This is a genomic window from Niallia sp. M35 (assembly GCF_050971705.1).
GTDB classification, from domain to species: domain Bacteria; phylum Bacillota; class Bacilli; order Bacillales; family Cytobacillaceae; genus Niallia; species Niallia circulans_A.
The window spans coordinates 204,617-218,464 of sequence record NZ_JBPCEP010000003.1 but is presented as its reverse complement, the minus strand read 5'-3'; the positions used below and the strand labels follow the sequence as shown (position 1 = coordinate 218,464).

Below are 13,848 nucleotides of genomic sequence, written 5' to 3'. Positions count from 1 at the left end.
TCTATAATTGATTATATAGAAAGAGAGTGAAGAAAACAAGTTTTAGAGGGAATTTCCTTTTATTAAGGAGAACTCCCTTCCTATTTACTGGTATGCCTCTATCCCTAGTAATTCATCCAGTCCGACTATTTGAAAGTCTCTTTCCTGAATAGCTTCAATTATTTTCGGTAATGCCTTTGCTGTTTCTGTTTTTTCTGAATCTGAATGCATTAAAATAATATCGCCGTTTCGCAAATGGTTGGTGACATTTCTAATAATATTGTCTGCCTCCATTTGTGACCAATCAAGTGTATCGATGGACCAAATGATAATAGAATATCCTTTTAGTTCAGCATTTTTCATTAGCGTTTCATTTGTTTCTCCATATGGTGGGCGAATCATTGCAGGTTCTTTTCCAATAAGCGATTGAAGAGCGCTACCTGCTCGTGTTATTTCCTCTAATTGCTGTTCCTTATCTAAAACAGATAAGTCAACATGATGATAGCTATGACTCAAAACTAAATTCCCATTTTTATAAGCATTTTTTACAACTTGCGGATGTTTTTCTGCTTCACTGCCGATAAAGAAAAAATTCCCTTTCACTTTATATTGCTGTAATATTTCAATGATTCTTGGTGTAATGCTATCATCAGGTCCATCATCAAAGGTTAAAGAAATTTTCTTTTCATTCCGCCCATTGAGGTATACATTTGCTTTATTCTCTTGGAATTTCACGATCTCCCTCCTCCAGTTTTGCATCATTTCCCATTGTTTATTGGTAAGTTGATTAGATTCGCCTTGGATAGTTAAGGTATATTCCTCTTGTATACTTCTAGGTTTGTGATAGACAGATAAATGTTCTACCCTATTGGTTTTATTTAATATAATAAACTTAAGCTGAATATCTTCACTAAGGTTATAGACAATTATTTGTTCGCCGTCCCCTATTCTAATTTCTGCTGGGTCCCCTATTTTCTTTTTTAAATCTGATAGAGATAATCTATTTAATCGCTTTTTATTGGAACGAACATCATAAATATCGCCTTTGGCAGTATAGCCAAACACGGTATCCTTTTCCTTATAGATGGCATAGTATCCATCTCCTACTTGATCTGTTTGATCCGGTTCTCCCCATTGGCTAATTACTTGTTCGATGGTACTGGTAAAGACATTAAAGGAACTTGTATCCGTCATGCCTTTTTTTGCAGCTTCTACTAGAACAGTTATAAAGTCAGAAGATAACTGCCAATTCTTTTGTTCTGGATTTATATGACTCTGTTTAAGATTTACTGGGTCTTCTGGTAACGGAGCACTACATGCCACAATGAAAACAGATTGTGATAGTGCGACCAAATAGAGCAAAAGCTTTCTCTTCAGCTTTTTTCACTTCCTTCCTGCTTTCCTACTATTTAATGTAAAGGTTCGTGTATTCGTTTGCAATACATAATTATCATTTGTTGTGATTCTCTTTTATTTTCATCTGATTTTAATAAATCTTCTTTATAATGATGACTTTCTGATTTTTACCAAAAAAGTAGGTGTTTAAAAAATGAATATGGAAACCTTATTACAATTAAATACGATTTTTATCAGTATTATCATTGAGGCATTGCCCTTTATTCTAATTGGGGTTCTTATTTCGGGAATAATCGAAATTTTTGTCTCAGAGGAACTTATTGCAAAAATGATGCCGAAAAATCCAATACTGGCCATTTTATTTGCTTCTTTAGTTGGAAGCATTATCCCAGCATGCGAATGTGGAATTATTCCTATTACAAGGCGGTTAATTTTAAAAGGAGTACCGGTTCCTGCCAGTATTGCCTTTATGCTTACCGGACCGATTATTAATCCAGTAGTTATGTTCTCGACATATGTTGCTTTCGGGAATAGCTGGAGAATGGTAATTCTTCGTTCTGTATTGGCGCTTGTTTGTTCCATTCTTGTTGGACTTGCTCTGCATAAATCAGTAAAGCAATCTCCGTTGAAAAGTCATGTGATTGAACATGTGCACTTTCATTCTTTTAAAGACCGAATCGAAGCAATGTTCAAACATTCGATCGATGAATTTTTCTCTGTTGGAAAATACTTAGTTATCGGCTCGTTTATTGCTGCAGCAGTACAAACTTTAGTCAAGACTTCCACCCTAGTCTCAATAGGAACCGGACAGGCTTCCTCTCATCTTGTGATGATGGGACTTGCTTACATACTAAGTCTTTGTTCCCAAGCAGATGCTTTTGTTGCAGCGAGCTTTAGAAACAGCTTCTCTGAAGGTTCTATTCTTGCTTTCCTAGTGTTTGGTCCTATGTTGGATATCAAAAATACATTGATGATGCTAAGCACTTTTAAAGCCAAGTTTGTCATTCTATTAACAGGCCTTATTACAGTTTGCGTGTTTCTCGTAACAATTTTTCTATAAAGAGGTGAAAAAAACATGTTTCGAATATTTGTATTAATAGGCTTTACTTATTTATTTCTACATTTACATGCAACTGGCGATATTTCAAAATATATTAATATGAAATATGCTTATATTTCAGAGTCTGCTATCTATATATTTGTTCTCTTTACAATTATATGTGTCTATAACTATGTAAAAAAAGATAAACATACACATGATGAATCGTGTAATCATTGTGGACATGATCATGCTCATGAAGAAAATAGTTGGTGGAAACGTGGATTAACGATTATAACCTTGCTTATTCCTATTCTTACTGGTTTAATCCTTCCAGTGGCTACTCTTGATTCGAATATTGTGGAGAAAAAAGGACTCTACTTCCCTGCATATGATGAAGGAGATGAATATAGTCAGCATCAATTCCTGCAGCCGAATACGAGTAGCTATTATGGCAAAGAAGGCTATGCAGAAGTGATGGATAAAGGCTTAGATAAAATAAAGAATCTCCCTGAAATTAAATTAGGGGAAGATAATTTTTTAAATGATTTGGAAACAATTTATAATTACCCAGGACAATTTATGGATAGAAAAATTACATTGACAGGCTTTACTTACAAGGAAGAGGATTTAACCAATAATCAGCTGTTCCTCCTGCGTTTTGGTATTATCCATTGTATTGCAGATGCGGGTGTTTTTGGAATGCTTCTTGATATTCCGGATGAATTGAAAAGAGAGAATGACCAATGGCTTCAAGTAACAGGTAAGCTTGAAACAGTGTACTATCAACCATTTAAGAAAACCATTCCGATTCTTAAAGTTACAGATTGGAAGTCCATTAATCAGCCAGATGATCCTTATGTATATAGACAGTATTAAAAAAAAGGAGAGAATGTTTGCATATATGCAGCATTTCTCTCCTTTTTTTCATATATATTTTTCCATGCGAATATCATCCCACATTCTATCTTGATAATAAGTGAAGAATTTATTTTTGCCGATTTCTTGGTATCCAAGCTTTTTATATAATTTATATGCGTTTTTATTAAATTCAAATACGCCTAATTCAATCCTGTTAAATCCTTGTTTTTTGATCTGCTCTTCTAAGTAGATTAATGATGTTGAGCCGATCCCTTTTCCTCTTGCAACTTCTTCGCCGATTGTAATAGCGATCCAGGCGGTCCCCTGTTCTTTTTTATATAAATGGACGGGATCAATCGTATAATTCATTTCTCCAACAAGTATATCATCTAAATAAATAGCATACATATGGTAATTGGTTAAACGTTTTGTTATATCCTCTATTGTGACAAGTACGCGGTTTTCTGCATCCTCTTTATCTCTGCAAGGATGAATGAATGGGATAAGTCTTGGATCATTTTCCCACTTATTTAAACAAGAAACTAATTGATCAGTTGGATTATCTATTTTTTTAAAGGAAATGTTCATATATGGTTCCCTCACCTTTGTTTATTCTTTTCTTATTATAAGCGAAGATCAAGTAAGTTTGTTTGAAAATATTTTTAAATGAATGGAAGTTTGTCTTTCCAATGCCTAGCATGTTTATCGTTCTAAATTATTTCCTTTATCCATATTAATTTTAATATCCGAAAAAACTTCCTTTAAAGGAGCGATAATGAATGATTACTGTCCATTATTTTGAAAATAGTACCAATGTATTAACCCAATTACGGCAAGACATACCGAATATTGATGAACCAGTAAAAATAAAGGGACGAAAAGGCAAGATCCTTTCCGTGAATCAACTAAAAGAAGAAGTATATCAAGTAAATGTGGAATTTGAAAAGGTGGTAAAAAAAGCCGTACTTGCAACAGATAATAAAAAAAGAAAGCGTTAGATATTGTAAAGGAGATATCATATGCATGATGTCTTCTTTTTTATGATTTCAGTCCACTTTGTATAAAATACATAATTCACAAGTGATAGACAAACGCTATTTAATAAATGGTTTAAAAGGAGAGTAGAAAATGTTAAGTAATAAAGTTAGTCGTGTAGCATTAATCGGCACTGGGTTTGTTGGATCTAGCTATGCATTTGCTTTAATGAATCAAGGAATTGTCGATGAACTATTATTAATTGATCTAAATAAGAACAAAGCATTTGGCGATGTAATGGATTTGAATCACGGCAAGGTATTTGCCCCTAATCCAATCAGTATTAAATATGGGGAATATAAAGACTGTGCTGAAATGGATTTAGTTGTCATATGTGCAGGAGCCAATCAAAAACCAGGAGAAACACGTCTTGATTTAGTGGAAAAAAATTTAAAAATCTTTAAATCCATTGTCGAACAAGTAATGGCAAGTGGATTTAATGGAATATTTTTAGTTGCCACAAACCCAGTAGATATTTTAACCTATGCTACTTGGCGCTATAGTGGTTTACCGAAAAATCAAGTCATTGGCTCTGGTACGATATTAGATACCGCAAGATTTCGCTATTTACTAGGAGATTATTTTAAAGTTGCCCCAACTAGTGTACATGCCTATATTATTGGTGAACATGGGGATAGTGAACTACCTGCCTACAGCTCGGCAGATGTTGCTGGTATCCCGGTTTATAAGTTAATGAAAAGGGCTGCTCATTATAAAATGGAAGATTTAGATAATATTTTTGTGAATGTACGGGATGCGGCATACAAAATCATTGAAGGAAAAGGGGCAACCTATTACGGAATTGCGATGGGACTTGTACGGATAACAAAAGCAATCTTAAGTAATGAAAATAGTGTATTAACGGTTTCTGCCTATTTGGATGGTCAATATGGGGAAAAGGATGTCTATATAGGTGTTCCTGCTGTTATAAATAGAGAGGGAATACGAGAAGTTGTTGAGTTGGAATTAGCTTCAGATGAACAAGAAAAATTTCATCAAAGCGCTGCTGTTTTAAAAGATATTCTCAAACCGCACTTTAGCTAATAATCTAATTCCTCTGTTAGCTGTAGCTGCAATGATAATATATTCTCTCCAAAAATAGCCCACACCCAAATTCCCTAATTTACATACTTTATAAAGTAAGTAAATTAGGAAAGGTGTGACAGAATGGATTGGAAGAAATACCTTCTTATAGCAGCTGCTACTTTCTTGATTCTTTTTTCTGGAATTGTTACTGTTTTGCTTTTTCAAGCAAATAAAGTGGAAGCGGACAAAGAAAAAGGCAATTCAGTTAATTCCGAAAGTAATGTCACAACGGAAAGCGGTCAAGGCAATGTTAATATTTCTGTAACAAACAATATACAAAATATAGTGAGTGGCGAATCTAAAGCAACAATAGAAAATAAGGTGAAAAATGATTTAGAAGATAAAGAAGCAACAATTGATAATAGTATTGAAAATAAGACAGAAAACGAAGCATCTGTTACTATTAATAATGCTATTGAAAACTTGTTAAAAGGACAGGTAAATGGTACGACCAATAATAATATTACGAATAATATTCTCTCTAGTAATAAAGCAGAGCTAGCGAATAATATATTGAATGATTTAGATTTAAATGTGGACGTTAATGTCTCCAATGAAGTTAATACAAATGGGAAGAAAGAATCTTCCAATAATGATAATGGAGATACAAACGACAACGGAAATAATAAAGAAGATAATGGTAAGGAGGAAAACGACGGGAAAGAAACAAACGGAAATGAGGAAAACAAGGAAAAAACATCCTATTTATGGGGAATTGATTCTGCAAGTGAAACAACACAGGATTTTCTTGCTTGTGTAAGAGATAACTTTGGAAATCCTAAAGTGATTGCACGCTATCTAGGAACAAATGAAGGTGTTTCTCATGGCTTGACGGCAGATCAAGTCGATTTAATTCATTCCAATGAAGCGGATATCTTACTAATATATAATGGGTTTACAGACGCAACAGGGTATGATAATGGTGTAAGTGAAGCGAAGAAGGCAATTGAGTTGGCTAAGGAGCTTGGAGCCCCAGATGGTGTAGCCATTTTTGCGGATATAGAACCCAATTATCCTGTGGATGCCGCCTTTATAGAAGGTTGGTATGCCGAAGTTAGTAAATCTATCTATAAGCCTGCTATTTATGGTATTTTTGATAAAGATGAAGCGTTAACTGTTTCCTTTAATGAAGCTGTAAAAAACAAAGAGGAAATAAAAGATAATACATTTCTATGGTCTGCCTCTCCTAATATTGGGATAACTACAGAAGAAGATGCTCCCAAATTTAAAGTGGATGCACCGGAAGAGTCGCTTGCCTATGGCTGGCAATATGGTATTAATGATCAGACATGTAATATAGATACTAATCTATTCGACAGCAAACTGACAAATGTATTATGGAAACAATAAAAAATGGACATCTTACTAACGAATAATTCGAAAAGTAAGATGTCCATTTTTTAAATCTAGAAATGAAAATCACCGATGCCGCGTTATAGGAACTTATAAGCGTCTGCCTCTCCATCCGCCATTGATTTCCAGTCGAAATCGCATGAAGTCAGAGATCAGTCTGGCTGTCTTCCCTTCTTGAGTTCGTTCTCTAGATTTTGATTGGATACAATGGAGTAATTTTTCGTCACAATAGCGACAAGAACCATATGTCTCTACACATTGATCATGCCTTCGACAACAGGAGTCAACATAATTGATCGGTGCACCAGGGCCACTGCAGCCGGGTCCGCAATATCGATATCCGCCAGGCAAGCATAGTTTAATCGGATTTCTTTTCCTTCTTTTTTTTGGCATTTTCTGATTCTCCCTTCTGTATAGATTATGATGCTTGTATGAAATAGCTTGGGGAATCAATCTAAAAAGGAAAACTTCCATATGAAAAATTGTTTCATAAAAAATAAAAGCTTGTCCAAAGGAAAACTTCGGACAAGCTTTTATAAGTTAACTTCTTTTTTTGAAGATAGTGGAAATAATTTCGTCGGTTGACATATCGCTTTTAATTTTAAACGATCCTAGTTTTAAGTATTCTGCTACGCCTTTTTTATCTACTTTTTGCGAGAATTCTAAGGCACTTTCTTTAATGATTTTTTCATCATGTAAAATGCTTCCTACATCATAACTAGTCATACCACTTGAAACTTTAACAGTAACTGTTTTAACTTCCTCTTTTTTCTTATCTTCTTCTTTTTTGTCTTTGTCATCTTTCTTTTCTTCAGAAGTATTAGATTTAGATGCTTGTTTCTTCACATCATCTTCTTTTTTCTTTGCTTCATCAGAAGTTTGAACGACATAGCCACTGCTTGTTAAGATATCTTTCATTTCTTCAACAGTTGGCGTATTTGCTGCATCACTTGCTACTTTATCTACTTTTTGGACATTATTGTTTGTTTTAGCATTCGCTGTATCATCCTTCGTAGAAAAATAGACAATGCCACTAACAGAAGTCGCTAAAAGAACCCCCGCTGCGAAGCTGGTAATTATTGATGGCTTCATTGTAAAACACTTCTCCTTTCCTCTTTTCCAGTTAAGTAAGGAGCTAACATTTCTTCTACTTCAGCTTGAGTAAGCTTTTTTTGAGCTGCAATTGTTTCAACTGAATACTTACGTCTATGCAAGTCAAGCACTTCTCGTAAAACCATTCGGTCTTTAGAAGCTAGCTGAACGCCTGTTTGTTTTTCTAATATTTCTATGTCCAACTCAAGATGGCGTATTTGTTTTTGCAACTGTGCTATTTCTTCCATCACAGAAAGGTGAATTACATCTATTTCACGTTGCTCTGATTTTGACGTTTGTTTTGCTTTAATTACGGAAGTAATGAGCAAAATGGCTGCTGCAATAAACAATATGGCTAGTGTCCATTCCATTTTAAAGATCCTCCCTCTTTCAGAATCTACTTTCCTAAGTACCTATTATACATTCTTTTTCATTATTTTTCGATGATATTCTACAAAATCCTTCAATAGTTAGATAAGTTGGGATAATTATGCAACTTTTATTATATGAAAATAGTTGCAAACAGCCCTTCTGCCAATTGAATTTTCCAAGAATCATCGAAAGTATTTAAAGATAGATTTTAATAGCGGGTCCTTGTACCTATGAACAAAAAGACCCAAAGACATTTGCCTTTGAATCAAATTTTTTATTGTTTAGTTATTTGATATCCGTTTTTCCCTGATTTTTTCATATGATACATAATTTTATCAGCATTTTGCATTAATGTTTCGATATCTTTCCCATGATATGGATAGATACTGATACCGATACTGCAAGATATAGAATAAAGTTTATTGTCCATTCGAAGAGGATGATTAAAGATAGCAAGTATTCTCTTGGCGTAATTTTCTAATTCATGTTCTGTATTCATATCCTTAATGAGAAGAATAAATTCATCTCCACCCAAACGACATAAAAAATCTGTTTCTCTGATTGATCCTTTCATCCTAGCTGCAATCAGCTTCAGTGCTCGATCACCGTATTTGTGTCCTAATGAATCATTTATTTGTTTAAAGTCATCAATGTCTATAAACAGTAAAGCAAATGAATGGCTTTCATTCTGGACTTCTATTAATTCAGTCATGGTTTTATATAAATAGCGTCTATTAGGCAGTTCTGTTAATGTATCGTATAGTGCTTGGCGTTTAATAATTGCTTCATATGCCTTTCTTTCTGATATATCTCTTGCAATGGTGGAAAGAAAATGAACATTTTGATAGGTAGCTTTATGACTGACAATAGTTTGCGATACAGGAACTTGTTTCCCGAGTGCGTTGCATAGGACATTTTCTCCTTGCCATATACTTTTTTCGTTTGAAATGCCGTTTTCATTTAATTCAACAAATTTATTTGTCCAAAGTTGTGCATTCACAGATTGCAAGTCTTCCGTACTTTCAGAAATGCCAAGAAAGAATCGAGCAGAAGGATTTAAATAAGTGGTATTTCCTTTACTGTCTGCCGTCGCTATAAAATCTGGAGAAGCCTCAATTATATCTAGTAATTGTTGCTGACGCTCTTGATTTTTCTTCCATAAGGTAATATCTCGATTGATTCCTCTATATCCGATTGCTTTGTTTTGACTATTTATTATAGGCTTCGCATTTGTTTCGATCAATACATCATAGCCATTTCGGTGTATCATGGTGAAGTCCATATTATGGAGAATTTTGCTATGTTCCTTAGCGGTTGAAAATATTGTTTTTAATGTTGGAATTTCATCTGCTTTAATATAAGAAAACAGAGATTGCCCAAGTATTTCAGCAGATGAATAACCTAATATGTCTTCAACGATTGAATTGGAATACGTAAATTGCCAATGTTCGTTTAATTGCCATATCCAGTCACTTACATGTTCAACAAGCATGCGAAAAAAATCAAGAGATGGCGTATCATTTTCATTCATAGTTATGTCTCCTACTAAAAAATAATTATAGGCAAATAGGTATTTTCTTTTTTAATATTATATCATTGTCAGTCTATTATTAAAAGATGTCCTCTCTTTCAATAGAAGTACTTACTATTCGATTTTGCTTTTGCAAAATATAGACAATCCAATTATGAATGGAAAAAGTTTTCTAAAAATGTGGTACATGCTCTCCTTATTGAATACGTTAATTATAGACGTTTATATTAGGAGGATCTTTATGGACAGTATTTTATATTATATTGCCTTGGGTTTATCATTAGCAGCCCCGATAGGGCCAGTAAATGCGGCGGTTATAAACAGAGGACTTAGGTATGGATTTCACCATGCTTGGGTTCTGTCGCTAGGTTCTCTCTTAGGTGATGTATTCTTTATCATTCTCGTATACTTTGGCGTGGCAAAATTGGCTAATATCCCAATTGTTCAAACCTTTCTTTGGTTGTTCGGTGCATTTGTCCTCATCTACACAGGAATAGAAGGAGTCATGACTAAAACTAGCACTATATCAAGTAGGGGTAAAGACAATAATTCTATGCTTCGGTCATTTGTTACAGGATTGCTGATGAGTATTATGAATCCGTTATCGATTATCTTCTGGTTAGGAATATATGGATCTATTTTAGCCTCTACTATACATAATTTTAGTACAAGCACGGTACTTCTATATACGGGATGCATGTTATTTGGCGTAGCAATCTGGGATATTACCGTATCGGTGCTGTCCAGTTTTTTCCGAAATGTCGTATCTGAACAGCTAATCACTTTTGTTAGTAGAATTTCTGGCCTGATTCTTGTTTTGTTTGGAGGTTATTTTGGGATTCGCGGAATTCAGTTCTTTTTATAATGTCGGCTGTTTCTTTTATTCTCCAGTAGAATCCCTTTTCCTTGTCTACATGGAGAAGCAAAACCTTTGTGGTTTAAATAATAGACTAAGTGAAAGGGAAAGTGACTATTAGAAATATCTCCTAAAAGTATGTAAAGCATTTTTAGGATTATTTCTAATAGTGCACTATTTTTAAAGAGTTTTCGTTTGAACCAAACCTTCTAATTGCTCTTGGATATTTTCTGTAACCATTCCTCCATGAAAGCAAACGACTTGTTTAATTGGATAAGCTAAAAACTTTTTGAGGGATTGAATCGCTAGCTTCATATTTGGTGTATGTACTGGATTTGGGTGCTGCAAGCGACCATTGGCAGCTATTAAGGCATCTCCAGCAATTAAAGTACCAGATCTTTTATGAAACAGGCTAATATGCCCTGGTGTATGACCAGGTGTATGAATTATCTCTATACCTCCATCTATGTCTAATAGTTGATTATTCTGTAGAGAAGCAGTAACTTTTGCTTTAGGTGGATGGAGATAAATAAATTTTAATGAATCAGGAAGTGATTTCCATTCTTTTTCGTTAAAATTATCAGGATTTGCTTTTAATAAAGGTATATCCCCTTCTATAAAAGGTATATCTCCTTCATGTGCGTAAATCGTTAAATGCTGCGTACATGCGGTTAATATTTCTGGTAAGCTACCTATATGATCAATGTCTTGGTGTGTTAACAAAATTCCCGTTAAGTCCTCCAAGGATTTATTTGCTTTGGCCATCGCTAAATTTATATCTTCCATATACCCCGGCATTCCTGTATCTATTAATAAGGTTTGTTTTTCATCCCATATAAGGGTTGGGTGAATGACAAAGGAATTTTTTTCAATCGTCAAGATCTCTATTCCTTTTAATTCTGCCATAATATTGTTCCCCATCTCTGATAGTTTTTTTTATAAGTATAGCGTTTTCGTTTTAATTAGTAAAACATAAATTTATAAGAATAGGGATGATGTATAGTTTGAAATAGGGGCAGATGTTTTCTCCCCCATTTTCTTCTTAAAATAAAGATAACTCGAACAATTATCCGAAAATTCTCTTAGGATCTCCGTATAATCGTTCGAGTTTATATTGGTTGGAAAACTTAGTCCCAGCCAATTTCTTTTCTTATTTCATTAATTTACAAATATTATTCGTAAATTCGACAGGATCTTCAATAGACAAACCTTCAATCAATAGGGCTTGATTATATAAAAGGTTTGTATAAAGAGCCACTTTGTCTTTGTCTTTTTCATAAGCCTCTTTTAATGATTGGAAAATTTCATGATTTTTATTAATTTCTAACACTTTGTCTGCTTTGATATTTTGATTGTCTGGCATCATACTTAACACTTTTTCCATTTCAATCGAAACTTCCCCTTCTGCCGTTAAACATACAGGATGTGATTTTAAGCGGGTAGACACTTTTACGTTTTTGACTTTGCCAGAGAGAATCTCCTTCATGTAATCAAACAACGCTTTGTTCTCTTCTGTTACTTCTTTTTCCTCTTTTTCTTCCTCTTGATCAAGGCCTAAATCTCCGCTTGATACGGATTTAAATTCCTTCTCTTTATATGTTGCAATCATTTTTATTGCAAATTCATCAATATCATCTGTTAAATAAAGAATTTCATAGCCCTTATCTGCTACTAATTCTGTTTGTGGAAGTTTTTCGATACGATCAATCGAGTCACCAGCTGCATAATAAATGAATTTTTGATCCTCTGGCATTCTCTCTACATATTCGTCTAATGATACTAGTTTTTTCTCTTTAGATGAATAGAATAAGAGAAGATCCTGTAACATTTCTTTATTCATCCCGAAATCATTGTAGACACCGAATTTGATTTGTCTTCCAAAGGATTCATAGAAGGATTCATACTTTTCTCTTTCATCCTTTAAAAGGCTGAGGAGCTGGCTCTTAATTTTCTTTGTTAAGTTCTTTTCAATCCGTTTTAATTGACGATCATGCTGCAGCATTTCTCTTGAAATGTTAAGGGATAAATCTTCAGAATCAACCATCCCTTTGACAAAACTAAAGTAGTCTGGCAGCAAGTCTGCGCATTTTTCCATAATTAAGACACCATTTGAATAGAGCTCTAGTCCTTTTTCATACTCTTTAGAATAATAATCAAACGGTGTTTTTTCAGGAATGTAAAGTATTGCATTATAACGAATTGCTCCATCTACGCTAACATGAATATGCTTCAATGGCTTATCATAGCCATAACGTTTTTCTTCATAGAAATTTTGATAGTCTTCTTCTGTTAACTCGTTTTTATTCTTTTTCCAAATGGGAACCATACTGTTAATGACTTGTTCTTCGCTAACTTCTTCATACTCATTTTCTGTGCCTTCTTTTAGCTTACTTGTCGTTACATCCATTTTAATTGGGTAACGGATAAAGTCAGAGTATTTTTTAATAATCGATTTTAAACGATAATCTTCTAAAAATTCATCATACTGCTCTTCTTCTGCATTTTCTTTAATTGTAAGGATGATATCAGTACCGATTGTTGATTTCTCCGTTTCTTCAATGGTATAACCATCAGCACCTTTTGACATCCATTTATAAGCTGTATCACTGTTCAGTGATTTAGTAATAACGGTTACTTCATCTGCCACCATAAACGGTGCATAGAAACCTACACCGAATTGCCCAATAATATCATGGCCATCCTTCGCTGCATTTTCCATTTTGAAAGCAAGGGAACCACTTTTAGCAATTGTACCTAAATTTGCTTCTAATTCTTCCTTTGTCATTCCAATACCAGTATCAGAAATGGTTAACGTACGGTTTTCTTTATTAGCAGTAATTTTAATAAAATAATTATCCTTTTCAAAATTAATAGAGTCATCTGTTAAAGCTTTATAATAAATTTTATCAATTGCATCACTAGCATTTGAAATTAACTCACGTAAGAATACTTCCCGCTGCGAATAGATGGAGTTGATCATCATTTCTAATAAACGTTTCGATTCGGCTTTAAATTCTTTCGTTTCGATCAATTTTCATACACCCTTTCTTCATTGTCTTATGTAATAATATTAGCACTTAAATGTAATGAGTGCTAATCTATTAATTAAATATCATATTTCATAAGGGATGTCAATTATTGTTATATAAAGGAAAGGAATGCACGGAATGGTCGTTAGCACAAAAAAATTCCCCGCTAAAGTCAGGGTGAATGGATGGTTAATAGGTCTAATAATCCTAAAAAGGAGACACAACTTTAAATGTGTCTCCTTTTTAGGATTATGAACTT

14 protein-coding genes are annotated in these 13,848 nt (G+C 33.9%); 6 read left to right on the top strand and 8 right to left on the bottom strand.

What is annotated here, in order from left to right; all coding sequences use genetic code 11:
• Window positions 1-84: 84 nt before the first annotated feature.
• Complete coding sequence (locus NiCM35_RS04915; protein WP_123257709.1) at window positions 85-1,341, bottom strand: polysaccharide deacetylase family protein; 1,257 nt, start codon at window positions 1,339-1,341, stop codon at window positions 85-87.
• A gap of 187 nt (window positions 1,342-1,528) precedes the next feature.
• Here NiCM35_RS04915 and NiCM35_RS04910 point away from each other — a divergent pair, with 187 nt between their 5' ends.
• Both NiCM35_RS04910 and NiCM35_RS04905 read left to right on the top strand, forming a co-directional pair.
• Window positions 1,529-2,395: a permease gene (locus NiCM35_RS04910; RefSeq protein ID WP_095328846.1), complete on the top strand. Its 867-nt coding sequence runs from the start codon at window positions 1,529-1,531 to the stop codon at window positions 2,393-2,395.
• A gap of 15 nt (window positions 2,396-2,410) precedes the next feature.
• On the top strand, window positions 2,411-3,253 hold the full coding sequence (locus NiCM35_RS04905; protein ID WP_095328845.1) for a TIGR03943 family putative permease subunit: 843 nt from the start codon (window positions 2,411-2,413) through the stop codon (window positions 3,251-3,253).
• A 48-nt stretch (window positions 3,254-3,301) separates the two neighbouring features.
• Here the strand turns inward: NiCM35_RS04905 and NiCM35_RS04900 are convergent, their stop codons facing one another.
• The gene (locus tag NiCM35_RS04900; protein WP_095328844.1) at window positions 3,302-3,823 is read right to left on the bottom strand and encodes a GNAT family N-acetyltransferase; all 522 of its coding nucleotides are present in this window, start codon (window positions 3,821-3,823) and stop codon (window positions 3,302-3,304) included.
• A gap of 191 nt (window positions 3,824-4,014) precedes the next feature.
• Here NiCM35_RS04900 and NiCM35_RS04895 point away from each other — a divergent pair, with 191 nt between their 5' ends.
• The 3 genes from NiCM35_RS04895 (at window position 4,015) to NiCM35_RS04885 (ending at window position 6,706) form a co-directional block, all read left to right on the top strand.
• Complete coding sequence (locus NiCM35_RS04895; RefSeq protein WP_095328843.1) at window positions 4,015-4,233, top strand: hypothetical protein; 219 nt, start codon at window positions 4,015-4,017, stop codon at window positions 4,231-4,233.
• 130 nt (window positions 4,234-4,363) lie between these two features.
• Window positions 4,364-5,314 (top strand): L-lactate dehydrogenase, encoded by a 951-nt coding sequence (locus NiCM35_RS04890; protein ID WP_095328842.1) that lies wholly within the window; start codon window positions 4,364-4,366, stop codon window positions 5,312-5,314.
• 123 nt (window positions 5,315-5,437) lie between these two features.
• Complete coding sequence (locus NiCM35_RS04885) at window positions 5,438-6,706, top strand: glycoside hydrolase domain-containing protein (protein ID WP_123257708.1); 1,269 nt, start codon at window positions 5,438-5,440, stop codon at window positions 6,704-6,706.
• A 93-nt stretch (window positions 6,707-6,799) separates the two neighbouring features.
• Here NiCM35_RS04885 and NiCM35_RS04880 read toward each other — a convergent pair whose 3' ends face one another.
• From NiCM35_RS04880 to NiCM35_RS04865, 4 genes are all read right to left on the bottom strand, one after another.
• Window positions 6,800-7,102: a phospholipase A2 family protein gene (locus tag NiCM35_RS04880; RefSeq protein WP_433778792.1), complete on the bottom strand. Its 303-nt coding sequence runs from the start codon at window positions 7,100-7,102 to the stop codon at window positions 6,800-6,802.
• A gap of 147 nt (window positions 7,103-7,249) precedes the next feature.
• Window positions 7,250-7,801 (bottom strand): hypothetical protein, encoded by a 552-nt coding sequence (locus NiCM35_RS04875; protein WP_123257706.1) that lies wholly within the window; start codon window positions 7,799-7,801, stop codon window positions 7,250-7,252.
• Complete coding sequence (locus NiCM35_RS04870; RefSeq protein ID WP_047940673.1) at window positions 7,798-8,172, bottom strand: hypothetical protein; 375 nt, start codon at window positions 8,170-8,172, stop codon at window positions 7,798-7,800. The genes NiCM35_RS04875 and NiCM35_RS04870 overlap by 4 nt, the downstream gene beginning before the upstream one ends.
• A 275-nt stretch (window positions 8,173-8,447) precedes the next feature.
• Entirely contained in the window at window positions 8,448-9,704 is a 1,257-nt protein-coding gene (locus NiCM35_RS04865) for a sensor domain-containing protein (RefSeq protein ID WP_095328838.1), read from the bottom strand.
• Between the two features lie 241 nt (window positions 9,705-9,945).
• Between NiCM35_RS04865 and NiCM35_RS04860 the strand changes: the two genes are divergently transcribed.
• A complete protein-coding gene (locus NiCM35_RS04860) occupies window positions 9,946-10,569 on the top strand; it encodes a LysE family translocator (RefSeq protein WP_095328837.1) in 624 nt (207 codons plus the stop codon).
• Between the two features lie 171 nt (window positions 10,570-10,740).
• Here the strand turns inward: NiCM35_RS04860 and NiCM35_RS04855 are convergent, their stop codons facing one another.
• Complete coding sequence (locus NiCM35_RS04855) at window positions 10,741-11,466, bottom strand: MBL fold metallo-hydrolase (protein WP_123257704.1); 726 nt, start codon at window positions 11,464-11,466, stop codon at window positions 10,741-10,743.
• A 244-nt stretch (window positions 11,467-11,710) separates the two neighbouring features.
• Entirely contained in the window at window positions 11,711-13,588 is a 1,878-nt protein-coding gene (gene htpG / locus NiCM35_RS04850; protein ID WP_433778894.1) for a molecular chaperone HtpG, read from the bottom strand.
• Window positions 13,589-13,848 lie beyond the last annotated feature (260 nt).